Origin of the sequence: Flavobacterium sp. K77, assembly GCF_021608205.1 — a bacterium.
Lineage (GTDB): Bacteria > Bacteroidota > Bacteroidia > Flavobacteriales > Flavobacteriaceae > Flavobacterium > Flavobacterium turcicum.
Window position 1 is genome coordinate 271,886 of record NZ_JAKIHO010000001.1, and the last position, 25,379, is coordinate 297,264.

The 25,379-nt window shown below is 35.1% G+C and carries 19 protein-coding genes; 15 read left to right on the forward strand and 4 right to left on the reverse strand.

Translation table 11 applies throughout. The features are described 5' to 3' along the window. Positions 1 to 54 precede the first annotated feature (54 nt). From uvrC to L1S34_RS01315, 12 genes are all read left to right on the forward strand, one after another. A complete protein-coding gene (gene uvrC / locus L1S34_RS01260; protein WP_236362304.1) occupies positions 55 to 1,851 on the forward strand; it encodes an excinuclease ABC subunit UvrC in 1,797 nt (598 codons plus the stop codon). A gap of 7 nt (positions 1,852 to 1,858) precedes the next feature. After that, positions 1,859 to 4,213, forward strand: coding sequence for a patatin-like phospholipase family protein (locus L1S34_RS01265; RefSeq protein WP_236362305.1), 2,355 nt, complete (start codon positions 1,859 to 1,861; stop codon positions 4,211 to 4,213). Positions 4,214 to 4,396: 183 nt separating this feature from the next. Further along, positions 4,397 to 5,554 carry a homogentisate 1,2-dioxygenase gene (locus L1S34_RS01270; protein ID WP_236362307.1) on the forward strand — a complete coding sequence of 386 codons (1,158 nt, stop codon included), beginning with the start codon at positions 4,397 to 4,399 and terminating at the stop codon, positions 5,552 to 5,554. Between the two features lie 195 nt (positions 5,555 to 5,749). Next, entirely contained in the window at positions 5,750 to 6,910 is a 1,161-nt protein-coding gene (gene hppD, locus L1S34_RS01275) for a 4-hydroxyphenylpyruvate dioxygenase (protein ID WP_236362309.1), read from the forward strand. A 287-nt stretch (positions 6,911 to 7,197) separates the two neighbouring features. Continuing rightward, on the forward strand, positions 7,198 to 7,968 hold the full coding sequence (locus tag L1S34_RS01280; RefSeq protein ID WP_166132779.1) for a DUF3108 domain-containing protein: 771 nt from the start codon (positions 7,198 to 7,200) through the stop codon (positions 7,966 to 7,968). Further along, positions 7,968 to 8,903 (forward strand): tryptophan 2,3-dioxygenase family protein, encoded by a 936-nt coding sequence (locus L1S34_RS01285; RefSeq protein WP_236362311.1) that lies wholly within the window; start codon positions 7,968 to 7,970, stop codon positions 8,901 to 8,903. The genes L1S34_RS01280 and L1S34_RS01285 overlap by 1 nt, the downstream gene beginning before the upstream one ends. Before the next feature lie 59 nt (positions 8,904 to 8,962). Continuing rightward, on the forward strand, positions 8,963 to 10,144 hold the full coding sequence (locus tag L1S34_RS01290) for a M23 family metallopeptidase (RefSeq protein ID WP_370637573.1): 1,182 nt from the start codon (positions 8,963 to 8,965) through the stop codon (positions 10,142 to 10,144). Positions 10,145 to 10,301: 157 nt separating this feature from the next. Continuing rightward, complete coding sequence (gene pgi / locus L1S34_RS01295; RefSeq protein WP_236362313.1) at positions 10,302 to 11,954, forward strand: glucose-6-phosphate isomerase; 1,653 nt, start codon at positions 10,302 to 10,304, stop codon at positions 11,952 to 11,954. Between the two features lie 362 nt (positions 11,955 to 12,316). After that, complete coding sequence (locus L1S34_RS01300; RefSeq protein WP_166132783.1) at positions 12,317 to 15,664, forward strand: TonB-dependent receptor; 3,348 nt, start codon at positions 12,317 to 12,319, stop codon at positions 15,662 to 15,664. A gap of 50 nt (positions 15,665 to 15,714) precedes the next feature. Further along, entirely contained in the window at positions 15,715 to 16,743 is a 1,029-nt protein-coding gene (locus L1S34_RS01305) for a fasciclin domain-containing protein (protein ID WP_236362314.1), read from the forward strand. A 129-nt stretch (positions 16,744 to 16,872) separates the two neighbouring features. Then, a complete protein-coding gene (locus L1S34_RS01310) occupies positions 16,873 to 17,295 on the forward strand; it encodes a hypothetical protein (protein ID WP_236362316.1) in 423 nt (140 codons plus the stop codon). 84 nt (positions 17,296 to 17,379) lie between these two features. Beyond that, entirely contained in the window at positions 17,380 to 17,907 is a 528-nt protein-coding gene (locus L1S34_RS01315) for a septal ring lytic transglycosylase RlpA family protein (RefSeq protein WP_236362318.1), read from the forward strand. Here L1S34_RS01315 and L1S34_RS01320 read toward each other — a convergent pair whose 3' ends face one another. Next, positions 17,908 to 18,375, reverse strand: a complete 468-nt coding sequence (locus L1S34_RS01320; protein WP_236362320.1) for a CYTH domain-containing protein — start codon at positions 18,373 to 18,375, stop codon at positions 17,908 to 17,910. Positions 18,376 to 18,696: 321 nt separating this feature from the next. Here L1S34_RS01320 and L1S34_RS01325 point away from each other — a divergent pair, with 321 nt between their 5' ends. The 3 genes from L1S34_RS01325 (at position 18,697) to L1S34_RS01335 (ending at position 22,525) form a co-directional block, all read left to right on the forward strand. Next, the gene (locus L1S34_RS01325) at positions 18,697 to 20,781 is read left to right on the forward strand and encodes a site-specific recombinase (protein ID WP_236362323.1); all 2,085 of its coding nucleotides are present in this window, start codon (positions 18,697 to 18,699) and stop codon (positions 20,779 to 20,781) included. Between the two features lie 49 nt (positions 20,782 to 20,830). Then, a complete protein-coding gene (gene dinB, locus L1S34_RS01330; protein ID WP_236362325.1) occupies positions 20,831 to 21,913 on the forward strand; it encodes a DNA polymerase IV in 1,083 nt (360 codons plus the stop codon). 96 nt (positions 21,914 to 22,009) lie between these two features. After that, positions 22,010 to 22,525 (forward strand): PAS domain-containing protein, encoded by a 516-nt coding sequence (locus L1S34_RS01335; protein ID WP_236362326.1) that lies wholly within the window; start codon positions 22,010 to 22,012, stop codon positions 22,523 to 22,525. Positions 22,526 to 22,602: 77 nt separating this feature from the next. Here the strand turns inward: L1S34_RS01335 and pyk are convergent, their stop codons facing one another. The 3 genes from pyk to rnc all read right to left on the reverse strand — a co-directional run bounded on the left by pyk (position 22,603) and on the right by rnc (position 25,379). Continuing rightward, positions 22,603 to 24,033, reverse strand: a complete 1,431-nt coding sequence (gene pyk / locus L1S34_RS01340) for a pyruvate kinase (RefSeq protein WP_236362328.1) — start codon at positions 24,031 to 24,033, stop codon at positions 22,603 to 22,605. Between the two features lie 5 nt (positions 24,034 to 24,038). Next, positions 24,039 to 24,524 (reverse strand): IPExxxVDY family protein, encoded by a 486-nt coding sequence (locus L1S34_RS01345; protein WP_236362330.1) that lies wholly within the window; start codon positions 24,522 to 24,524, stop codon positions 24,039 to 24,041. Between the two features lie 114 nt (positions 24,525 to 24,638). Then, a complete protein-coding gene (gene rnc / locus L1S34_RS01350) occupies positions 24,639 to 25,379 on the reverse strand; it encodes a ribonuclease III (protein WP_166132793.1) in 741 nt (246 codons plus the stop codon).

Consider the following 25,379-nt stretch of genomic DNA (forward strand, 5'->3'; position numbering starts at 1 on the left):
GTAAATAAACTACAATGATTTCTATTTCGTAATTTTGAAGAATAAATTTGTTACATGACTCCACCTGCTTTAGCCCTTCAAATACAGACCTTGCCCGACAATCCTGGTGTATACCAATATTACGACAAGGAAGGTAAAATTTTATACGTTGGTAAAGCTAAGAATCTTAAAAAACGCGTTTCGTCCTATTTCAATAAAGTACACGATGCTGCCAAAACAAATGTGCTGGTTAAGAAAATTGTAACCATAAAACACATTGTGGTTCCTACTGAGACCGATGCTTTGTTGTTAGAAAATAATCTGATCAAAACCTTGCAACCGCGCTATAACGTATTGCTGCGCGATGATAAAAGTTATCCTTGGTTGTGCATCAAGAAAGAACCTTTTTCACGCATATTTGCCACTCGCAGAATGGTAAAAGATGGCTCGGAATATTTTGGTCCGTACACAAGTTTCAAAACAGTTTCGACAATTTTAGAATTGATAAAAGAACTCTATCCCTTGCGTACCTGCAATTACGATTTGAATAAAAGCAACATCGATAGCGGCAAATTTAAAGTGTGTTTAGAGTATCATATTGGCAATTGTATGGGGCCATGTGAAGGCCATGAAACCATAGAGAATTACCAAAAACAAGTAGATGCAATTCGCGAAATTTTAAAAGGAAATTTCAAAGAAAGCATGAAAGATTTTAAACGCGTTATGACCAATCTCGCGGCTGATATGCACTTTGAAGAAGCTCAAAAAATCAAAGAAAAAATTGAAATTCTAGAGAACTACCAATCGCGTTCTACCGTGGTAAATCCTAAAATTACCAACATTGATGTTTTTTCGATCGTGTCTGATGAGGCGGCGGCATTTGTCAATTTCTTGCAAATTTCGCACGGTTCCATCATTCGCTCCCACACAATGGAGATTAAAAAGAAACTAGACGAAACCGACGAAGAACTACTCGAATTGGCTATCATCGAATTAAGAGAGCGTTTCCAGTTGTTGTCTCGCGAAATAATTGTGCCGTTCCCCGTAGATCTTGGTGAAAATATAAAAATCACAGTGCCACAATTGGGCGATAAAAAGCAAATTCTGGATTTGTCAATTAGGAACGCTAAGTTTTACCGCATTGAGCAACTCAAGCAACTGCAAATTGTAGATCCAGACAGGCATACCAATCGCATCATGGCGCAAATGCAAAAAGATTTGCGATTGCCAGTAGAGCCAAGACATATTGAGTGTTTTGATAACTCCAATATTCAAGGAACCAATCCGGTATCTGCCTGCGTGGTGTTTAAAGACGGAAAACCCAGCAAAAAGGATTACCGCCATTTTAATATCAAAACCGTCGAAGGTCCCAACGACTTTGCTTCGATGGAAGAGGTAGTATACCGACGCTACAAACGCCTTTTAGATGAAAACCAACCTTTGCCCAATCTAATTATAATTGATGGTGGAAAAGGGCAGTTGTCATCGGCGCTAAAAAGTATTGATGATCTCGGTTTGCGTGGCAAAATCGCCATCATCGGCATTGCCAAAAGACTCGAAGAATTATTTTATCCTGGCGATTCAGTGCCTTTGTACCTTGATAAAAAGTCTGAAACGCTCAAAGTTATTCAGCAACTTCGTAACGAGGCACACCGTTTTGGAATCACGCATCATCGCGACAAGCGTAGCAAAGCCGCTTTAAATTCGTCTATAGAAAGTATTCCTGGCATTGGCGAAAAAACCATGCTCACGCTGATACAACATTTTAAAAGTGTAAAAAGATTAAAATTGGCTACTGAAAAAGAAATTTCTGAGGTTGTAGGAGTATCAAAAGCCAAAAAAATTACCGACTTTTACAACAACACAAAGTAGTTTCCTTATGAGCCTATTCCAGCTATTCGTTTCAAGCGCTCCGCAAAAAAGCTTTTTTTCTACTGCAAACCAAGGAGCTTCTACCGTCGCTCTTGCTTTGCAAGAAAAAATAGCTTTTTTGTCATCACGGCTTTACACTGCTATCTGGGGCTTTACGTGGTCTAGTACTTTACTGTTGCTATTGTTCTCGTTTTTTACCGGTAACACAAACACGTTTGCACAAAATAAAAAACCTAAAATTGGCTTGGTATTGAGTGGCGGCGGCGCCAAAGGTTTTGCGCACATCGGAGTTTTAAAAGTATTAGAAGAAGCAGGCGTAAAAGTCGATTACATTGGCGGAACTAGCATGGGCGCTGTCATTGGAGGTTTGTATGCTTCGGGCTACAACGCGGCACAAATCGATTCGATTTTCCAAACCACTAATTTTAACGAGTTGATTAATGATTTTATTCCTCGTTCTTCAAAAAATTTTTACGAACGCCGGAATGATGAGTTGTATCCGCTTATTTTGCCTTTTAATAAACTCAAAATCGGAATTCCTGAGGCTTTGTCAAAGGGAATGTACAATTACAATTTACTAAGTCGCATTACGCGTAATGTAAGACACATTCGCGATTTTAATCAATTACCAACGCCATTTATATGTATTGCAACCAATATCGAAACTGGTGACGAGGTATTACTAAACAAAGGCAATTTGGCGCAAGCCATGATTGCGAGTTCGGCTTTTCCGTCCTTGTTTTCACCTGTTGAAATTGGCGGTAAAATATTGATTGATGGTGGAGTTGTGAACAATTATCCAATTGAAGAAGTTAGAAAAATGGGCGCAGACATCATCATTGGTGTCGATGTACAAGATGGTTTACTCGATCGAACTCAGCTCAAAGATGCTACGAAAATCTTAGTGCAAATTACAAGTTTGCAATCTATTGATCGCATGAAAAAAAACATCGCCAATACAGATGTCTACATCAAACCCGATATTTCGCAATACGGCGTAGTATCATTCGATAAAGGAAAAGAAATTATTCGCAAAGGCGAAGAAGCTGCTTTTGGGGTCTATGAGCAAATAAAAAAATTAGTAGCTTCAAGTCAAGTGTATCACAAACCCAAGTTGAATGTGCTTACTGATAGTCTGCACATTGGTTCAATCAATTACGGAAAATTAACGAATTATACCAAAGAGTATGTAAGCAGTAAACTTCGTTTTAAACCTGATTCAAAAATCACTTACGACGGTTTGCTTCGTGGCATTAATAACATCAATGCGACACAAAACTTTAGCGGAATATCCTATTCATTAGAAAATCAAGACGACAAGGTTAACTTGAGTTTGAACCTTAAAGAAAACCCAACCAAAACCTACTTGAAATTTGGTATGCATTACGACAATTTATTTAAGAGTGGTGTTTTGGTTAACCTAACCCGTAAAAAAGCGCTTTTAAAAAATGATGTGGCTTCGCTTGATGTAATTTTAGGAGATAATATCCGCTATAACTTTGATTATTACATCGAAAATGGCTTCAATTTAAGTTTGGGTTTTAAGTCAACTTTCACACAATTCAGTCGCAATGTGGCTGCAGCAATTAGTCCTATTGCCAGTTCCAATCCCAATATAAATACGGTAAATGTTAATTACTCTGATTTGATTAATCAATTGTATTTTCAGTCGTTATTTGTTCAAAAGTTCCTAATTGGTGGCGGTCTTGAATTGCAATACTTAAAAATCAAATCCGAAACTTTGGCGAATGTTGATCCAATAGTTGATAACAGCACTTACACCAGTTTGTTTGGTTACTTAAAATACGATTCCTATGACAATAAGTATTTCCCCAAAAAAGGTTGGTTCTTTTCAGGTGATGTACAAACGTATTTCGCATCCTCCAATTATACCGGAAATTTTCAACCGTTCTCCATCGCCAAAGGTGATTTCTCTATTGTAACACCGGTTTTCAATAAAACCACTTTTAAGTTCGAAACCGATGCTGGTTTTTCTTTTGGTAAACAAAGCATTTCATTTTTTAATTTTATTTTGGGTGGCTACGGTTTTAGCACCGTAAATAATTTTAAATTTTTATACGGCTATGATTATTTGAGTGTGGTGGGTAATAGCTACATTAAATCTACAGGTACTTTTGACTATGAATTCTTGAAAAAGAATCATGTCAATTTCTCAGCTAATTTTGCTAATATTGGAGACCGAATTTTTGAATCGACTAACTGGGTATCTCTTCCTAAATATTCAGGATACGCAGTTGGTTATGGCTTAGAAACCATTATTGGACCAATAGAAGTAAAATATACGTGGTCTCCTGAATTGCCTAAAGGATTTACTTGGTTCAGTATAGGCTTTTTGTTTTAAATTTAATTTAGTTTCAAAATAATTACGATATTTGTGATAATGAAAACAAATTGGACAGGTTTATTAGAGTATCTACAATTCTTAATCAAGAGAAATCCTGAGTAGCGCACTGTTTTTTGATTTAGAATAACAAAATGAAGAGCCTTCCAGCTTGATCTAGTTACACTTTTAAAACAAAAAATTATGCCTTTATACCATAAATTAGGGACTTTCCCTCAAAAAAGACACACGCAGTTCGAAAAACCAAACGGTGGTTTTTATTACGAACAGCTATTTGGAACAGAGGGTTTTCACGGACACTCGTCTTTATCCTACCACGTTCACAGGCCTACACAAGTAAAAGAAATTTTAAATTCGTATTCAGTTGAGCCAAAAATTGCCATCGGTAAAAACATTAAATCATTACTTTTAAAAGGTTTTGAACTAAAACCAGAAGACGATTTTTTAGACAGTCGCAAAGCCTTATTGGTCAATAAGGATTGTACAATCGGTCTAGCAGCTCCACGCAAATCACTCACACAGTATTTTTATAAAAATGCCGATGCTGATGAACTGATTTTCATCCATAAAGGAAAAGGAAAATTGCGTACCATGCTAGGTAATATTCCTTTTGAGTATGGTGATTATCTTATTATCCCAAGAGGAATCATCTACCAAATCGAATTTGAAACAGAGGACAACCGCTTGTTTTATGTAGAATCATTTGTTCCGTTTTATACCCCAAAACGTTATAAAAACGAATCGGGTCAGCACTTAGAGCATTCTCCTTTTTGCGAACGCGATTTTATTTTGCCAAACGAACTAGAAACGCATGATGAAAAAGGCGATTTCTTGATTAAAATTAAAAAAGAGGGCATGCTGCATGAAGTCGTTTATGCCACGCATCCTTTTGATGTTGTTGGTTGGGATGGTTACAATTTCCCATACGGTTTCAGTATTCATAATTTTGAGCCTATCACAGGCCGCGTACACCAACCGCCACCGGTACACCAAACCTTTGAGACCAGTACTTTTGTAGTGTGCTCCTTCGTGCCGCGTTTGTATGATTACCACCCAAAATCAATTCCAGCACCATACAACCACAGTAATATTGATAGTGATGAGGTTTTGTACTACGTTGATGGCGATTTTATGTCGCGAAACAATATCGAGCAAGGTCATATCACATTGCACCCAAAAGGCATCCCACATGGTCCTGCACCAGGAGCAATGGAGCGAAGTATTGGTCACACCGGAACCGAAGAATTAGCCGTAATGGTTGATACTTTCCGACCGCTGATGGTTACCGAAGAGGCTATGGGTCTTGACGATGGTCAATACTATAAATCTTGGGTGGAATAAATAATCTTTCGCTTAAGATTTCAGGAGCTATTTCCTGCTGTACGCTATATCTTTTCCTGGCTAAAGAAGCCAGAAAAAGGATGTCGCTTCCATCAGGGCTAGGAACACAGCATTCAGAACCATTTTAACAAAATCACAAATCAATTCTTTTATGAGATTCCCGTCTAAAAAAGAATTCAAAAACAAATAAATACCATGTCAAAAGAAGTAAAATCAGTAGAGTACGGACTAGAAAAAATATTCGAAGGAGCGCAAGATTTCTTGCCACTTTTAGGAACAGATTATGTAGAGTTTTATGTAGGTAACGCTAAGCAATCGGCACATTACTACAAAACAGCTTTTGGGTACCAATCCTTAGCTTATGCGGGTCTTGAAACAGGAGTAAAAGACAGAACGTCTTACGTTTTAAAGCAAGATAAAATCCGAATTGTGTTAACTACGCCATTAACACAAGATTCGCCTTTACATGATCATTTAAAAAAACATGGCGATGGTGTAAAAGTAGCAGCACTTTGGGTTGAAGATGCTACAAGTGCTTACGAAGAAACCATGAAACGTGGTGCACGCTCTTTTATGGAACCAACTGTAGAAGAAGATGAGTTTGGTCAAGTAGTACGTTCTGGTATTTACACTTATGGCGAAACCGTGCATATTTTTGTAGAGCGTAAAAACTACAACGGTGTATTTTTACCAGGTTACAAAGAGTGGAAATCGGATTATAATCCAGAGCCAACCGGTTTAAAATACATTGATCACATGGTTGGAAATGTAGGTTGGAACGAAATGAATACTTGGGTAAAGTTCTACGAAGAAGTAATGGGATTTGTTAACTTCCTTTCTTTTGATGACAAACAAATCAATACCGAATATTCAGCCTTGATGAGTAAAGTAATGTCTAACGGAAACGGACGTATTAAATTCCCAATCAACGAACCAGCCGAAGGTAAAAAGAGATCTCAAATTGAAGAATATTTAGATTTTTACGGAGGTCCAGGAATTCAACACATCGCTATTGCTACAGATGATATCATTAAAACCGTGAGCCAATTAAAAGCAAGAGGTGTTGAGTTTTTATCAGCGCCGCCACATACTTATTATGAAGCAATCCCAGAACGTTTAGGCGCTCACATGGGTATGATGAAAGAAGACATCAGTGAAATCGAAAAATTAGCCATCATGGTTGATGCCGATGAAGATGGGTATTTGTTGCAAATTTTCACCAAACCAGTTCAGGACAGACCAACCTTGTTTTTTGAAATAATTCAGCGAATGGGAGCAAAAGGCTTTGGTGCAGGTAACTTTAAAGCCCTTTTTGAGTCAATTGAACGCGAACAGCAATTGCGAGGAACGCTATAAAAGTTGCTTTTTTTTACATTATGCAAAAAAATAAGCAACTTTAAACACTATTCTTTATTGATGATGTGTTAAACTTTATTTTTATCCAAAATAACTGGATTTGTTAGCTACCTTTGCACTCGCAAAACGGAAGGGGTGGTTTCCTTCCGAGTTGATATAAATTTCATAGTTTATAGTTTTTTGGTTAGTTAATAGCATAAAAACTCAGTCTTTATTGGCTGAGTTTTTTTGTTTTGATATATTTGGAATAAAATTTGCACAAGCAGTTCTAAACGATACATCAAGTAATGAAAAAATTAATACTAATCTTTGTACTGCTACTTTCTTTAAGTTTTGATACGCCTCAAGAAGATGCCTACACTACTGGCGAATGGTTTAAATTAAGAATCCATTACGGATTTGTAAATGCCGGATACGCTACACTCGAAGTAAAAGATGCTTCTCTCAACTCCAAAAAAACACATCATATAATTGGTAAAGGGTATACCACTGGAATGTCTCGCTTTTTCTTTAAAGTTGATGACTTATATGAAACCTATATTGACAAAGAAACTCGTAATCCGTACCAATTTGTTCGAAAAATAAACGAGGGAGGATATGTTAAAAACCAAGAAGGTTTTATCAATCAAACCGCTAATAAAGTTACGGTTAAAGACTATAAAAATAAGACTGAAAAATCCTTTAGCGTTCCCAAAAATACACAAGACATTTTATCTACCTTTTATTATTTAAGGAATCATCCTAATATTGATAAGTTAAATGTAGGCGAATCTATCGCAATCGACATGTTTTTTGATGACGAAACTACTAAATTCAGGCTAAAGTTCATTGGTCGAGAAAATATAAGTACTAAATTTGGGGTCGTGCCTGCTATGATTTTTAGACCGCTCGTGCAATCTGGGCGTGTTTTTAAAGAGCAAGAAAGTGTTACCGTTTGGATTTCAGACGATGATAATAAATTACCACTTAGGGTAAAAGCTAGTCTTGCAGTAGGTTCCATCAAAGCAGATTTAGATGCATATAAAGGCTTGAAAGGAGCTTTCAAAACAAAAAAATAATGAGCAATACCGATCAATCAGAATCGATTCTATCAGCAATTGACCGTAAATACGAAGCTATAAATCAAAAAACAGAAACGCACCTGGAAGGTTTGTTGTGGTCTAAACCCATAACGTATTGGGATTATATTCAAACCGATGCCTTACTTAATTTACAAGTGCAACGTACCGTTTTGCCAGACGAAATGGTATTTATCATGTACCACCAGGTCAACGAACTTTTGTTTAAAATGATTCTTTGGGAAATCAAACAAATAGCGTATCAAGACAATATTTCAACCGCTTTTTTTACCGAAAGATTGAGTAGAGTAAGTCGTTATTTTGACATGCTTACTACTTCATTTGATATTATGGGTAACGGAATGGAAGTAGATCAATACATGAAGTTCAGAAACACACTTACACCGGCTAGTGGTTTTCAAAGTGCGCAATACCGCCTGATTGAATTTGCATCTACTGATTTGATAAATTTGATTGATGCTCGTTATCGTGAATCAATTGATCGTAATACATCCTATGAATTTGCGTTAGAACATTTGTATTGGCAAGCAGCTGGAAAAGATTATCACACTGGTAAAAAATCCTATTTATTAGAAGAGTTTGAGCGAAAGTACAAAAAAGACTTTTTAGCTCACATGGAAGAATATAATACGATTAACATTTGGCAAAAATTCAAACAGTTGCCTACTGAAGATCAAAAGAATGAAAAATTAGTGCAAGCCATGCGTCATTATGATCATACGGTAAACATCACATGGGTTATGCAGCATCTAAACACTGCAAAGAAATATATTGATCAAAGTGGGCAAGGAGACGGTGAGGCAACAGGTGGTAGTGATTGGAAAAAATACATGCATCCTAAATACCAAAGGAGAATTTTTTTCCCAGAGTTGTGGACTGATGATGAATTAGCCAATTGGGGAGTGGAAGCTTAGGTTGAATTAAAAAAGAAGGTTTGAAACAAATTTTTATAATAATATTAGTAGTGTTTACAATGGTTTCTTGTAAACAATCAGAAGAAGTAAACGAAGAAAAAAAAGTAACAATTGTTCCAAAAAAGGGAGAGTTCGGTTTTGTGTACGCTGATTTTAATGTGGTACACGACACGATTCAAAAAGGAGATACCTTTGGGACATTGTTAGAATCTCAAAATATTGGCGACCGACAAGTATATGATATCATCGCTAAAGTGAAAGATAGTTTTGATGTGCGGTCCATTCGTATTAACAAACCGTTTACTTTACTACGTTCTAAAAACAAAAAAAACGACCTTCAAGTTTTTATCTATCAACCCGATAATTTGAGTTACTACGTTGTTGATTTTAGAGATACTGCCATTGCTGTTTATAAAAAAGTAAAACCGGTTACTATTAAACGCCGCACCATTGGTGGTGTTTTAAAAGAATCGTTATCAGAAACTTTGGGTAACGAAAAAATTGAAGGCGCGCTGGCTAGTAAAATTGCTAAAATTTACGCCTATTCTATCGATTTTATGAAATTGAAAAAAGGGGATCGTTTTGCGTTGACGTTTACTGAACGGTATATCAATGACTCCATTTATGACGGTGTCGAAGAGTTAGAAGCTTCTTTCTTTGAATACCGAGGCAAAATAATTTACGCATTCGCATTTGAACCCAATTCCAATAGTGATAAAGTAGAGTATTATGATGAACAAGGTAAAACACTCAAAAATTTCTTTTTAAAGTCGCCTATAAAATTCAGTCGTATTTCTTCTCGATTTTCATCCAGCAGATTTCATCCGGTACAACATCGCTGGAAAGCACATAAAGGAACTGATTATGCAGCACCGCGTGGCACACCTATAACTACTACTGCCGGAGGTGTGGTAGAACAAAGTGGTTACACAGCAGGCAACGGTAATTTTGTTAAGGTAAAACACAATGGAACCTATTCTACACAGTATTTGCACATGTCTAAAATTTTGGTTCGCCGCGGGCAACGTGTTACCCAAGGTCAAGTTATTGGCTTGGTTGGTAGTACAGGTTTAGCTACCGGACCACATGTTTGCTATCGTTTCTGGAAAAATGGCGTACAGGTCGATGCGCTTCGATTAAAATTACCTTCGGGCGAACCTATGTCGGGTGCTAATAAAGATCGTTTCATGAAGCAAATCACACCGCTTAAATTTGAATTGGATAGTATTGCAAATTTGTAATCAGCGTTTTCTTAGGATCTGATTTTAACTACTGTTTGATTTTTTATAAAATGCAGGTTTTTGCTTCATATTGTTATATCCTAATGTAGGTAGAAACGATTCCAACATTTTTAAGTATTTTTGCTGTACTTTAAATTTTACTACAAATACCAATTTAATGGCTTTACATACAATAAATCCAACGGCTACTGCTGCTTGGAAACAGTTAGAAATGCACTTTCAAACTATGAAAGAGGCAAAAATGCAAGATTTATTTCAGCAAGATGCAACCAGAACAGCTCAGTTTAACTTGCAATGGAATGATTTCTTGGTAGACTTTTCTAAAAATATCATAACTAACGAAACACTTCCGTTATTGCTTGAATTAGCCAATCAAGTTGGTTTAAAAGAAGCTATCGCAGAATATTTTGGAGGTGCAATTATCAATCAAACCGAAAATAGAGCCGTACTGCATACCGCTTTACGCGCTTCTGCAAATGATACTATTCTAGTCGATGGTGTAAATGTAATACCAGAGGTTAATGAGGTTAAAGCCAAAATAGAGTCTTTTACGAATGAAGTTACTTCTGGAGCGCGCAAAGGATACACGGGTAAACCATTTACTGATGTTGTGAATATAGGTATTGGTGGATCTGATTTAGGGCCAGCAATGGTAGTTGAGGCGCTTGCGTATTACAAAAATCATTTGAATGTGCATTTTGTTTCTAACGTAGATGGTGATCATGTTCAGGAAGTAATTAAAAAACTAAATCCCGAAACCACACTTTTTGTAATTGTCTCAAAAACTTTTACCACACAAGAAACTTTAACGAATTCAGAAACTATTAAAAAGTGGTTTTTATCCGAAAAGTTTGGTACAAGTCAGGCGGATATTGCCAAACATTTTGTTGCAGTTTCAACCAATATCGAAAAAGTTACAGCTTTTGGTATTGATCCCGATGCAGTGTTCCCAATGTGGGACTGGGTTGGTGGTCGTTTTTCGTTATGGAGTGCGGTAGGACTTTCTATCAGTCTATCTGTGGGATATGCTAATTTTGAACGATTGCTATCAGGTGCGAATGCTATGGATGAGCATTTTAAAACTACCGAGTTTGACGCTAACATTCCAGTAGTTTTAGCCTTGTTAAGCGTTTGGTACAATAATTTTTTTGGTGCCGAAAGTGAAGCGCTTATTCCGTACACGCAATATTTACAAAAATTAGCACCATACTTACAACAAGGCACTATGGAAAGTAATGGTAAAAGTGTTGGTCGTGATGGTCAAAAAGTAAACTATCAAACCGGAACCATTATTTGGGGAGAGCCGGGTACGAATTCGCAACACGCCTTTTTTCAATTAATTCATCAAGGTACCAAATTGATTCCAGCAGATTTTATTGGATATGTATCCTCTCTACATGGCGACGAAAATCATCATGACAAGTTAATGTCTAATTTCTTTGCACAAACAGAAGCATTGTTACACGGAAAAACGGCTGAGCAAGTTCAAGCTGAATTCGATAAACAAGGATTAAGCGAAGCCAAAGCAAATGAGTTACGAGCTTTTAAAGTTTTTGAAGGTAATAAACCGACTAATACAATCTTGATTCAAAAATTAACTCCTGCTTCTCTTGGTTCATTGATTGCTATGTACGAGCATAAAATTTTTGTTCAAGGTGTAATTTGGAATATTTTTAGCTTTGATCAATGGGGAGTTGAATTAGGGAAACAGTTGGCAAATTCTATATTAAATGAAATTGAGAGCAAGTCTGTTAACACACATGATAGTTCTACTACTTTTTTACTTGAATATTTTTTAAAAAACAAATAAATCAAAATTTGATTCATCAATTTGTTTGAAAACATTCTTGTTTTGAACTAATTACAAATAACAAAAGCCTCAATAAAATATTTATTGAGGCTTTTTTATGGTTAAGAGTCTCTTTTTAAATGATTTCAACTGAAAAATTGCATTTTTTTTACTTTATTTTATTCCTTAATATTTGCATTTAATTTATCAATTTATGTTTTTTATTGCGAATATTTTTAAAATTTCAATCGTTATAGTTTAAAATTAATTATTACTTCAATTTTTAATCCTTCCAAATTAGCTTTCTTAACCTTGTGTTAACTTACTAAACTAAAAATGTTATAATTTTGCCAAATATTTTTAAACTAAACAAAAAAGCAAAAATGAAAAGAATTATTTTTATTTTGATTATTTTCCTATCGGCTCTTGGTCATGCTCAGGTTACTACCTCGGCTATGTCTGGAACGGTTAAGTCAAATACTGGAGAGGCTTTACCCGGAGCCTCAGTCATGGTTGTTCACAAACCTACAGGCTCAAAGTATTTTTCTACAACTGATTTTGATGGTGGTTATTCAGTACAAGGTTTGAGACCAGGAGGTCCTTACACGTTGACTGTTACCTATATAGGGTATAAGACATCAGAAATTACAGAAATTAATGCTCCTTTGGGAAGCAATATAAGTGTAAATGTAGTTGTTCAGGAAGCTTCTAACACGCTTAAAGAGGTTGTTGTGGTTTCAAATAAATCGAACGGAGCTTTCAACAAAGGTAAAACTGGTGCTTCACAACAATTTTCTAACAGAGAATTAACAGCGATACCTGTAACTGGAGCAAGATCGATCAATTCGATAACTAAATACAATGCCAATGCAGGTGGCGGAGGTTCTTTTGGAGGACAAGATTCAAGATTGAATAATTTTACTATTGATGGATCTGTTTTTAATAATGGTTTTGGACTTGGATCTGATGCGCAAGCAGGAGGTAGAACAGGTTCGACAGCTATTTCATTAGACGCAATTGAGCAGTTGCAAGTAAGTGTAGCTCCATTTGACGTTCGTCAATCTGGATTTACAGGAACAGGAATAAACGGTGTGACTAGAAGTGGTACCAACGAAATAGAAGGATCTGTTTACACATCAACAAGAAGTAACAAGAAAGAATTTGTAGGTACTAAAGCTGGTCAAATTAGAATTGTACCTGCTAAATTTGAAGAAAATATTTTGGGTGCTAGAATTGGAGCTCCAATCATTAAAGACAAATTGTTTTTCTTTGGAAATTTTGAAACAATCAACAATTTAAGTCCAGCAACTACATGGACAGCAACAGGTTCTCCACAGCCAAGTGGACAAGTATCTGCTCCTACTTTTCAACAAATGCAGGCACTTTCAACTTTTCTACAAGAGAAATTTAATTACACTACAGGTCCTTGGGAAAACTACGATGCAGAAAGAATATCAAAAAAATTCCTAGCAAAAATTGACTGGAATATCGATGATAATAATAAGTTTTCTGTAAGATATGTGCATCATGACTCTTCTTCTGATGAATTAACTTCTAATTCTAATTCATTAGGATTTGGTAACAGAAGAACAAATGTTAACTCAATGTCATATAGAAATAGTGGTTATACAATTTTAGATAATACTAGATCTATCGTAGTTCAATTAGATAGTAAATTATCTAATTCATGGAGTAATAATTTCATTGGAGGTTATGACAAACAAATTGAAGATAGAGGTTTAATTGGTGGAGGTTTGTTTCCAACTATTGATATTAAAAACGGTACTGCACCTTCAGGTGGTAATGCAGGTACAGTAGGTAATTTGAATTTTATTGGTGCTGGTCTAGATCCATTTACACAAGGAAATAAACTTAATTATTCTACTTTACACTTCACGAATAATTTAACAAAAACAGTTGGAAAGCATTCGTTATTATTTGGTGCTAATTATGAGCATTTTGAATCAAGCAACTTGTTCTTCTCTGGTTCAAATGGAGTATTTATCTTCAACTCTTTAGATGAGTTTTATAGTGCAGCGAATGAGTCTATTGCTTTAAATGGTGCGCCTTCTGTAAACAATTTACCAGTAAGAACGCAATTCAGATATTCAGCTTTAGCTGGAGGTGCTGAGCCTTTACAAGTATTAAAATCTGATAAAATAGATTTATATTTTCAAGATGATTTTAAAGTTAGTGACCAATTAAGAGTTACTGTGGGTATAAGAGGAACAAGAGTTTCGTTTAAAGATACAGCTTTAGAGAACCCTTTAGTTTCAGGTTTAACTTTTGCAAACGGTGCTAAGTTCAATACTGGTGATATGCCAGATACTCAGTATTTGTTTGAACCAAGAGTAGGTTTCAATTTAGATGTTACAAGAGATGCAAGAACAATTGTTCGTGGTGGTTCTGGATTATTTTCAGGAAGACCTCCATTAGTGTTTCTTTCTAACGCAATTGGAAATAACGGTATTCTTACTGGTTTAGTAGACGCAAGTGATGCCAATGTTGGTTCTGGAGGATACGGTTTTACTGTTAACCCAAGTCAATATTTTACGCCAAGTACACCAACTTTACCAAGTACTATTGATTTAGCATTCACTGATAAAAATTACAAGTTTCCACAAGTTTGGAAAACAACAATTGCAGTAGACCAAAAATTACCATTTGGATTTACAGGTACAATTGAAGGTATTTTTAGTAAAAATATAAATGAAACAGCATATTCTAATGCGAATTTTGAAAATGCAGTAGGAACAATTAATGGTCCTGATAATAGACCATTGTTTGCTGGAAATGATAACGGTGTTAGAATAAACAATAATGTTATTAATGGTATACTTTTAAGTAACACTGATAAAGGATATTTTTACTCAACTACAATTAAATTAGAGTATCCTTATAAAAAAGGATTATGGGGATCTTTTGCTTATACGCACTCTCAAGCTAATGATTTGTTATCTCCAGGTTCTACAGCATCAGGTAGCTGGACTGGTGTTAGATCTATCAATGGTAATAATGACCAAAAGCTAGGATTGTCTAATAACAACACTCCTCATAGAATGGTAGGTATATTGGGTTACAAAATTCAATATGGAAATAAGTTAGGAGCGGCAACGTCAATTAATTTAGGTTACATCGGTGAGCAATCAAGTTCTTTCTCATACGTATATGGTGGAGACTTAAACGGTGATCGTATCAACGGAAACGACTTACTTTTTGTTCCTAATAAAGCTAGTGATTTACGTTTTGTTCCAATTACTCAAAACCTTGGTGGTTCTACAATCGTTTTATATTCAGAAGCTCAGCAAATGGAAGCTTTTGATAAGTTTATAGATCAAGATCCTTATTTATCTAAAAAAAGAGGTCAATATGTAGATAGAAATGAAAACTTATTGCCAATGCTACACAGAGTGGATTTATCTGTAACCCAAGATTTTTCTCTTAACATTGGAGGTAAAAAGAATAGTTTTCAATTTAGAGCAGATATCTTAAACTTTACTAATTTAGTAAACCGTTCATGGGGAGTTTCACAGAGAGCAACAAACACCAATATTTTGGTTGTAAATCAAGCTCCTAGTAGTACAAACAACTTTATCCCAGGTTACCAAATGGCTTTCCAAACGGATAATCAAGGTAGAAGATTTTTAGCAAAAGATACTTTCCAAAAAAATGCATCTGTATCTGATGTTTGGCAAGCACAATTTACGCTAAGATATACTTTTGGTAATTAAGAAAACAATAATTAAAATAACGCAGTACACAAACATTAAATAAAAAAATCATGAAAATAAAAAATCAAATTTTGTCTTTCGTAACTATGTTAGCTGTTGCTTTTGTGACATTCTCATGCTCGACTGATGAGCCAAAAGAGGTAACTCCTTTAAAATCGATCGTTGAAATAGCTAAAGCAGACCCTGCAAATTTCAGTATCTTAGTTGATGCTTTAAGAAAAACGGGTTTAGAATCTACTTTAACTAGTGCAGGATCTTACACTGTTTTTGCTCCAACAAATGCGGCTTTTACAGCTGCTGGTTATTCAAGTGCAAGTATTAATGCTTTAACAGCTCCTGCTGACAATACTGCTATTAATAATTTAAGATTAATTCTTCAGAATCACGTAATTGGTTTAGGAACTAGAGCTAATGATTTGTTAGCTGCTGGTTATACTAGAACTTTTGCAGCTGTAAGAGTACCTGCTTCGGCATCTTCAAATGTTAACATCAATTTGTTTGTAAATAAAGTTGGAACTGATGTGCTTGTTAATGGCGGAGTTGCTAACGGTGGTGCTAAAGTAACTTCTGCAGATATAGAAGCTAGCAACGGTATCGTACATGTTGTTGACGGTGTAATCTTGTTACCTACTATTGTAAGTCATATCAAAGCTAATCCAAATTTATCTTCTTTATTAGGTGTAGTTGCTTCAACTGCTCAAGCTTCAGTATTGACTACTCTTAACGGTGCAACTGCTGCAGCACCTTTAACTGTTTATGCTCCTGAAAATGCTGCATTTACTGCTGCAACTGCAACAAATGGTTACTTGGTTGGTAAGTCTGATGCACAAGTTACAAGTATCCTAAGATATCACTTAGAAAATGGAAATAGAGCTCCAAGTTCTACTAATTCATATTCTACATCTGCTGACGTAGCAATAACTACGCTTTTTACACCAAACAGATTTACAATTTTGCAAGGTACTGTTAAAATTAAAGATGTTGTAGGTACTACTAATGGTACTGTTAAAACTTTTAATATTCAAGGAACTAATGGTGTGGTTCAGGTAATTGATAAAGTATTACAGCCATTTCAATAAGAAACAGATTCGTTATAAAAAAGGCTGTCTTATTAAATTAGACAGCCTTTTTTTTGTTTTATTGTCTTTTTGTATGTTTAGATTTTACACCTTTTTTTATTATATTTGTTTCAAACAAAATCAATACTTATGTATCAATTCATTCAAAAATTTCATTCTGGTTGGGCTTATTTAGCACTTTTAATTTTGGTAGTGGCAGTAGTAAATGCTTTAATCGGTAAATTTTCAGGTAAAGAGTTCACATCTAAAGATAGAAAAATCGCTTTATTTGCTTTAATTGCTATTCATATTCAACTTTTAGTAGGACTCGTTTTGTATTTCGTTTCACCTCTAGGGTTAGAATCATTAGGGCAAATGAGTGATAAGGCTTTACGTCTTACTTCATTAGAGCACCCGCTAATCAACATAATTGCAATTGCTCTTATTACAGTAGGATGGTCTAAACATAAAAAGTTAGTATCATCTGAAAGTAAGTTTAAAACATTTTCAATTTTTTACGGTATTGGTTTACTTCTTATTTTAAGCAGAATACCTTGGAATTTATGGTTGTAATTAACCTATAGAAAGCTCTAGAAATAGAGCTTTTTTTTTCTAGGTACGGTTTTTGTAAAATAGAGTTGAACTAATAAAATACATATGAAAATAGCATTTACTTTATTATTTAGTATCGCAATATTGCTGCGGGTAAGTGGTCAAACTAGCACCGCAGAGAAGCAGACTAAAATAAATCAAAAGTCTACTTTAGATAAAAATATCACTACAAAATTAGCTGTTGAAAAGGATACAGTTAAAAAAATAAAAGCAACGACAGTCATTCCAGAAAAAACTGCTGATAGCGTTTTGGTTTATTCAGGTGTTTTTAAACCTTATAAAAAGCTGGTGCACGCTTCTTACTATGCTGACAAATTCAATGGCAAAAGAACTACCAGCGGTAAAAAATTTGATAATAATAAGTATACCGCTGCACACAAAAAACTTCCTTTTGGCACCAAAGTGCGTATCACCAACGAAAAAAATGGAAAGTCAGTAGTTGTCGAAGTAATAGATCGTGGTCCATTTGTACGCTCAAGAGAAATTGATCTTACCAAAAGAGCCTTTATGGAAATCGCTTCCAATAAAGCAAGCGGCGGTATGATCGTGACCATCGAGGTACTCAATAATTAACTACCAAGAACTAAAAGGTAGTTGACTCAAGTAGGAGTTGTAGTAGCGCTTATCTCCCGTAACTTCAATACCCAGCCAATCTGGTATTTCAAATAATTCTGTCTCCGTTTCGAGCTCAATTTCGGCAATAATCAATCCATCGTTTGCGCCGTGAAAAACATCTACCTCAAACGTATGTTTTCCTAAATAGATTTCGTAACGTGTTTTTTCTATAATTCCGCTTTCGCACAATAATAATAATGCTTTAGCATCTTCAACTGCTACTTCTTTCTCCCATTCAAAACGGGATAGTCCACTAGCACTGCTTTGTCCCTTTATGGTCAAAAAAGCTTGATCGCCTTTGGTGCGTACCCTTACGGTTCGCAGTGGATCTGAGTTTAAGTAGCCTTGTGCTATGTATTTTTTAGTCGTTGCTTGGTCAATAAAGGCATCGTTCTTCACCAAAAACTTTCTTTCAATTTCAATCATTTTTTTTGTTTTTAGTAGCTTTCTCCAGCTATTCGTTTCAATTTACAACTGCTCAAATTTTTTTTCTATAGCAAAAAAGGAGCTTCTTGGGTCGCTCTTTTTTGCTAGAAAAATACAATTTGCGTTCTTGTAAATTTACACTGCTATCTGGGCTAGGTTGCGTTGCAAATATAGGAGTTTTGTTTTTGCACGTGCTATATTCATTCCTTGTCAATATTAAAGTTCTGATAGTACCTTTTAAAAATAGATGTTTTTAAAAATAGAATAATTGCGCCATAAATTGGCTCTCGATTTGTATTTTTACAGAAATTGATTTGCACCATGAAATTATTTCCTAAAACCAATGCGCATCCTACCATAGCGGGTATTTTGACCGAGTTTTTTGGTGTTGCCCAATCATGGCGCGAAACAAATGATCCCTTAGAGCCTTTGGTGGAGTTAATAGGTTTGATTAGACCAAAATCGACTAAAAATATTCAAACGGTAGATATTTCGGAAGTCATTGTTTTTTTGCAAAACAATTTTGCTTGTCGCAAGCAGTTTTCTATCTATTTAGCCGAAATTTTTGCAAATAAAAAATTCAATAAAATTTTAGCTGATGCTGCAATTTTGCAAGATGCCGATTTCTTTTTTGAAGTTAAAAAACGCATTTTCGCTAAGTTTTTGCCCTACCAACCTCAAAAGGATACACTTGAATATATTTTTAATCAAGTTTTTTATCTTGCTAATGATGGAATTTGGATTTCTAAAATCCCAATGCAGCAATTACAAGAATTGAGTGATTTGCTGAAATTTAAATCTATTTATGACGATGTTGAGCCCAATTCTGTTTTAAGTGAATTGCTGGTAGCCATGCATTTGCTTACCCAAAGAATTAGTGGGCGAGCGATGGAAACCGATGTGATTAAAATGGTACCTGAATTCGAAAATTTAGAGAGCCCTTTTTCTGCCTTCGAAAAGGAATTGTTCCTTATTGAAGATCGGATTAAAGAGTCTAAAAAACATTATATATCTTCTGATGATTTATCATACGCTCAGTTACTTGTTTTGTATAAGCAGTGCGAAGACTTTGTAGACACCGCTTTTAACAATAGTTCTAAATATGGGATTTCGCTTCGTGTCAATCAAAATTTATTAAAAATTAAGCAGCAATTAGTGCGACTTAAATTTTTGATTTCCTTGTTGGTAGTTAATGACGAGAGACACAAAAAAGCTAACGGTATTAGTCTCGTGCTGCAACTCATTAAGTACAACTGTTACAAAAACAACGTTCGAAAATTTATTGCTGAGAGTACACAATTAATATCCTATGAAATAACTCAGCATACTGCTAAAACAGGAGAACATTACATTACCGAAAGCCGAAAAGAGTATTATAAAATGTTCCGAACTGCTGTTGGTGGTGGCTTTATTGTTGGTATTTTATGTATTATAAAAGTTTTGTTGTCAAAAGTAGAAACTAGTTTTTTTGGCCATGCATTTTTGTATAGTATGAACTACGCTTTTGGGTTCATCACTATTTATTTATTAGGCTTTACCTTGGCCACCAAACAGCCCGCAATGACAGCAGCGGCACTTATCAAAGCGCTCGAAGATGGTGTAGTTAAAAAAGGGAAAGATGCCGAAAAGTACAAAGCGTTTGCCATATTATTTGCTCGAGTATTTCGTTCTCAATTTATTGCCTTTGTTGGCAACGTGATTATGGCTTTTCCGGTTTCTCTTTTAGGAATTTGGCTTATTGATCATTATTTAGATTATAATATTGCAGCCACTAAATGGAAAACCTTGGTTATTGATTTGAGTCCGATACATTCACTAGCAATTGTTCATGCTGCAATTGCAGGTGTTTTTCTGTTTTTATCAGGGATTATTTCGGGAAGTGTTGCCAACAGAGACAAACACAATCAAGTGTATTTTAGAATAAGTGAACATCCAGTTTTAAAAAGGTATTTCGGGAAGAAAAAAACCACTCGATTTGCACAGTTGTATGAAAAAAAATGGGCAGGAATTATATCTAATTTTTGGTTTGGTGTATTCATGGGTAGCACGGCCTCGATTGGTTTATTTTTGGGGCTTAATATCGACATTAGACACATTACTTTTGGTAGTGGTAATTTGGCGCTAGCCATGTATGGAGCTAATTACGAAGTTCCAACTGATTTATTGATTTGGGGGATTTTTGGAATCGGTATTATTGGTTTGGTCAATTTTATGGTGAGTTTTAGTTTGTCCCTCGGACTAGCATTTCGATCTAGAGCAATGTCTGTATTCGAATTGCGTTTTGTAACTATTTCCATCTGGAGGCATTTTAAATCTAGTCCCTTTAGCTTTTTCTTTCCAACCGAAGTTAAAGCTAAATCAGCCGTAATTGAAAATTACTTACACGTTGATGAATCCACAAAATAATAATTTTTTATTAGAACGCTGATTGGCAATTCGTCAACAAATAGCAATTATGAGTGAAATTGTTTCTTACCGAAAAATTATACATGTCGATATGGATGCTTTTTATGCCTCTGTAGAGCAAATGGATAATCCGGAGTTACAAGGAAAGCCTATTGCCGTTGGTGGTTCAGAAAATCGTGGCGTGGTTGCGGCTGCAAGTTATGAAGCTAGAAAGTTTGGTGTTCGAAGCGCTATTAGTGGCGTTTTGGCCAAAAAGAAATGTCCAGATTTAGTGTTTGTACGCCCGCGATTTGATCGTTACAGAGAGATTTCGGGTAAGATTCAGAAAATATTTTATGAGTATACAGATCTAGTAGAGCCCTTGTCATTAGACGAAGCTTATCTCGATGTTACTCATAATACAAAAGGTAATCCTAGTGCCAGTTTGTTGGCCCAAGAAATTCGAGAGCGAATTTTTAAAGAAGTTGGTCTTACCGCATCTGCGGGTATATCTGTAAATAAATTTGTTGCCAAAATTGCCAGCGACTACAATAAGCCAAACGGTCAAAAAACAGTTAATCCTGATGACGTTTTACTTTTTTTAGAGGAATTACCTATTCGTAAGTTTTATGGCGTGGGCAAAGTGACCACCGAAAAGATGTATCAATTAGGAATCTTTACAGGACGGGAACTCAAAAGTAAATCTTTAGAATTTTTAGAAAAACATTTCGGTAAAGCCGGTCACTTTTATTATGATGTAGTGCGTGGTATTCACAATAGTGAGGTCAAATCACATCGCATTACCAAATCGGTTGCTGCAGAACATACTTTCGATGTCAATCTATCTTCGGAGGTTTTTATGATGGAGCAATTGGAAATTATCGCAAACTCTTTAGAAAAAAGACTAAGAAAACACAGTTTAGCTGGTAAAACAATTACTTTAAAAATTAAATACAGTGATTTCACTCAGCAAACTCGCAGTAAAACCTTGCCTTATTTTATAGCCGACAAAGCGTTATTAATTGAAAATGTAAAAGAACTGCTGTATCAAGAACGTCTCAAAGATTCGGTACGCTTGTTAGGTATTTCGTTGAGTAATTTAAATAACGAAGAGAAAAAATTTGTTGTAGTGCAATTAAAATTCAATTTTTGAGTGTCGCAGAGTTCGTTCAACAATGGTTAAAGTTGCATTAATCCTATTGTATGTTTTTAAATAAATATACATTTGACCTTTCTAATGAAAATGATCATGAGCACTTTACATCAGTACGATTCAGCTATTGCCAACTATTACAACGCAATGCGCGTTAAAACACTTCCACTTTATTCCTTTGATTTTCACCATGAATATCGCAAAGATTTGCAAAACATATTTGTGGATAGCGTAAAGTTGAGGGCTATTGCTCAAGATAACAAGTGGGTTGCAAATGACTGGGATTTACAAGAAAAATTAAAAGAAGAAGTTGTAATTGTTACAGATGCGCAATTAAAAATTGTTTTTGCATCGCACAACATCATCAAGATGAATGGTTATGAAGCCGATGAAGTAATTGGTAGAAGTCCTAAAATGTTTCAAGGAGAAGCCACTAATCATATTACTTCAAAAGAAATTCGTTTGGCTATTCAATCCCAACAATCATTCGAAAAAGTGGTTATGAATTATAAAAAAGATGGCAGTATTTACGCTTGTACAATCAAAGGTTTTCCAGTTTTTAATATCAAAGGAGAATTGAGTCACTATATTGCTTTTGAAAAAGCGGCATAAAAAAACCTCTCTAGAAAGAAAGGTTTAAATAAAATCCATCTTTAGGTTTAAAGATGGATTTTTTTATTTTTACTGAATTATTCTATTTCAGACACACGTAAGGTATTTACCATGCCTTTATCTTTAATTGGCATTGCTGCAAGGTTAATTAAAAAGTCTCCTTTTTCAACAAAACCTTTTTCTCTTGCAATTTCGTTCACATCAGTAACGGTATCATCAGTGCTAACATCTTTTTCGTACATGAATGATTTAACTCCCCAAAGTAGATTAAGCTGCGTTAAGATGCGTCTGTTAGATGTAAAAACCAAAATATGTGCATTAGGTCTCCATGCCGAAATTTGGAAAGCTGTGTAACCACTATTCGTTAAGGTACAGATTGCTTTTGCCTTGATTACGTTGGCCATTGTGGCAGCGTGATGACAAATTGTTTTTGTGATAAAACGTTTGGTCTTGATTTGCGGTGTATTTTGTGGTACTTGAATTAGCGGAGAATCCTCAACTGCTTCAATAATTTGTGTCATTTTTTGGATAACTTGCACTGGGTAATTTCCCGCTGCAGTTTCTCCAGAAAGCATTACAGCATCTGCACCATCCATTACAGAGTTGGCTACGTCATTCACTTCAGCACGAGTAGGAGTTAAACTAGTAATCATAGTCTCCATCATTTGAGTAGCAACAATAACCGGAATACGTGCTGTTTTGGCTCTACGAATTAATTCTTTTTGAACTAACGGCACTTCGTGTGCAGGCAATTCAACACCTAAATCACCACGTGCTACCATTAATGCATCGCAATAGGCAACAATTTTATCAATGTTTTCTAGTGCCTCTGGCATTTCGATTTTTGCAACGATCGGAATTTTATACTCAGAATGTTCTGCAATAAGTTCCTGTAAATCTTGTAAATCTCTTGGTGTTTTTACAAATGATAAAGCAATCCAGTCAACATTCTGACCAATTGCAAAAATAGCATCTGCAATATCTTTCTCTGTCATCGCAGGCAACGAAATCTTTGTATTAGGAAGGTTTACTCCTTTTTTAGATTTTAATTCACCACCTTGAATAACTTTTGCTAAAACTTCTGATTTTTTATCAGTTTCAACAATTTCAAAAATCAGTTTTCCATCATCTAATAATATGCGCTCTCCAGGATTTACATCGTTTGGAAAGTTTTGGTATTTCATGAATACTTTTTTAGCAGTACCTAAAATATCCTCTGCGGTAGTAAAAGTTATTAAATCACCATCATTTACTACAACACCTTCTTCCATTACTCCTACGCGTAACTTCGGCCCTTGTAAATCGGCTAAAATAGCAGTAGTGTATCCAAATTCTTCATTCAATCCACGAATAAGTTGTATTCTCTCTTTAACATCCTCGTAGTCTGCATGCGAAAAATTAATTCGAAACACGTTAACACCTGCGTCAATCATATTTTTGATGATCTCTCTTGTACTACATGCAGGCCCAAGTGTGGCTACAATTTTCGTTTTTTTGTTTGTAAGCATTTTTATTAAAAAATTAAATTGTTTTTAGCTTTTATTTGATTCGTATCGATAGTGTATACTGTTGATACGTTTTCAATTGTATTTAATGTGCTTTGTATGTCGGCAATATTAATGCATTCATTATTTTCTATTTTTAAAAAATAATCGACTTTTTTAAATTCAGGGAGCAGAAATACTTTAGTCGATACTTCCATTGCCACGTTTGAAAATAAGTTTTGAGTCGTGATTGCTGCAATTTTTTTAACCTCATTTTTGTTTTGAACCAAATCCCAGTTAACTTCATTTTCTGAATCAAAATAAGAAAATCGTGAAAAAAAAGTCTCTCCTTCCTTATTATTTACCGGGATATCAATACTGCTTTTTTCTAAAATAATGGGCAGTTTTTGATTAATGAAGTAAGCCAAGCGGTAATCTTCAACTAGGGTATGAATCGCAATGAGATGGTAATCTATTTCGTCAAATTCGCCAAGATTCAGTTTATGAATAGCCATTCCATTAAAAAATAAGATGTAAATATAGCATTTCTATTGAAGTGTATACGCCTCAAAATAAGATGTTTTTGTTAATTTATGAACGAAAACGATATAGTTTTGTAGAAATTTCTATTATTTTCTATCCATTTTTTCTTGAAATGCAAAATAAGCACGTTGGGATGCTTTTTCTTCTGCTTTCTTTTTAGAGGTAGCTCTTGCTTTTGCAATTACTTTATCATCAATACTTAGTTTTACACCAAACAATCTTTGTCCATCCATCGCATTGTCTTCATAGATGTCATAGTGAAAGGTTTTCTTTTCTTTTTGGCACCATTCAATAATTAAACTTTTGTAGCTGATTACTTTGCCCTCTAAGCGAGAAATATTAACATAGGGTTCGATGACTCTTTTTTGAATGAATTTTTCACATGCATCATACCCTTTATCTAAATAGATTGCTCCAATAAGCGATTCAAAGATATTACCGTGTATGTTTTCACCAAAATGTTGAACGGGTACTTTGCTTTCAATAAATTGTATTAAGTTTAAATCTTTGCCAAGTTCATTTAGATGTTCGCGACTAACAATTTTAGAACGCATTTTGGTGAGATAACCTTCGTCACCTGTTGGGACTTCATTGAATAAATGAGCGGCAATAACTGCGCTAAGCATGGCATCACCTAGAAATTCTAGACGCTCATAACTTACTGGATTTCCTGCAGAATCAATGCGGTTGCTGGAACGATGCGTAAAGGCTTTAGAATAAAAATCTAGATTTATAGGGTCAAAGCCAAGTATTGTGGCAATTGAATTAAAAAAAATCCCGTTTTCTTTCGAACGGGATTTTGAAAATATTTTTCTAAGTATGCGCAT

Bases quoted from the DNA above. Each gene is read 5' to 3' on its own strand.
- uvrC (WP_236362304.1), top strand. From the start codon at position 55: ATGACTCCACCTGCTTTAGCCCTTCAAATACAGACCTTGCCCGACAAT.
- L1S34_RS01265 (WP_236362305.1), top strand. From the start codon at position 1,859: ATGAGCCTATTCCAGCTATTCGTTTCAAGCGCTCCGCAAAAAAGCTTT.
- L1S34_RS01270 (WP_236362307.1), top strand. From the start codon at position 4,397: ATGCCTTTATACCATAAATTAGGGACTTTCCCTCAAAAAAGACACACG.
- hppD (WP_236362309.1), top strand. From the start codon at position 5,750: ATGTCAAAAGAAGTAAAATCAGTAGAGTACGGACTAGAAAAAATATTC.
- L1S34_RS01280 (WP_166132779.1), top strand. From the start codon at position 7,198: ATGAAAAAATTAATACTAATCTTTGTACTGCTACTTTCTTTAAGTTTT.
- L1S34_RS01285 (WP_236362311.1), top strand. From the start codon at position 7,968: ATGAGCAATACCGATCAATCAGAATCGATTCTATCAGCAATTGACCGT.
- L1S34_RS01290 (WP_370637573.1), top strand. From the start codon at position 8,963: ATGGTTTCTTGTAAACAATCAGAAGAAGTAAACGAAGAAAAAAAAGTA.
- pgi (WP_236362313.1), top strand. From the start codon at position 10,302: ATGGCTTTACATACAATAAATCCAACGGCTACTGCTGCTTGGAAACAG.
- L1S34_RS01300 (WP_166132783.1), top strand. From the start codon at position 12,317: ATGAAAAGAATTATTTTTATTTTGATTATTTTCCTATCGGCTCTTGGT.
- L1S34_RS01305 (WP_236362314.1), top strand. From the start codon at position 15,715: ATGAAAATAAAAAATCAAATTTTGTCTTTCGTAACTATGTTAGCTGTT.
- L1S34_RS01310 (WP_236362316.1), top strand. From the start codon at position 16,873: ATGTATCAATTCATTCAAAAATTTCATTCTGGTTGGGCTTATTTAGCA.
- L1S34_RS01315 (WP_236362318.1), top strand. From the start codon at position 17,380: ATGAAAATAGCATTTACTTTATTATTTAGTATCGCAATATTGCTGCGG.
- L1S34_RS01320 (WP_236362320.1), bottom strand. From the start codon at position 18,375: ATGATTGAAATTGAAAGAAAGTTTTTGGTGAAGAACGATGCCTTTATT.
- L1S34_RS01325 (WP_236362323.1), top strand. From the start codon at position 18,697: ATGAAATTATTTCCTAAAACCAATGCGCATCCTACCATAGCGGGTATT.
- dinB (WP_236362325.1), top strand. From the start codon at position 20,831: ATGAGTGAAATTGTTTCTTACCGAAAAATTATACATGTCGATATGGAT.
- L1S34_RS01335 (WP_236362326.1), top strand. From the start codon at position 22,010: ATGAGCACTTTACATCAGTACGATTCAGCTATTGCCAACTATTACAAC.
- pyk (WP_236362328.1), bottom strand. From the start codon at position 24,033: ATGCTTACAAACAAAAAAACGAAAATTGTAGCCACACTTGGGCCTGCA.
- L1S34_RS01345 (WP_236362330.1), bottom strand. From the start codon at position 24,524: ATGGCTATTCATAAACTGAATCTTGGCGAATTTGACGAAATAGATTAC.
- rnc (WP_166132793.1), bottom strand. From the start codon at position 25,379: ATGCGCATACTTAGAAAAATATTTTCAAAATCCCGTTCGAAAGAAAAC.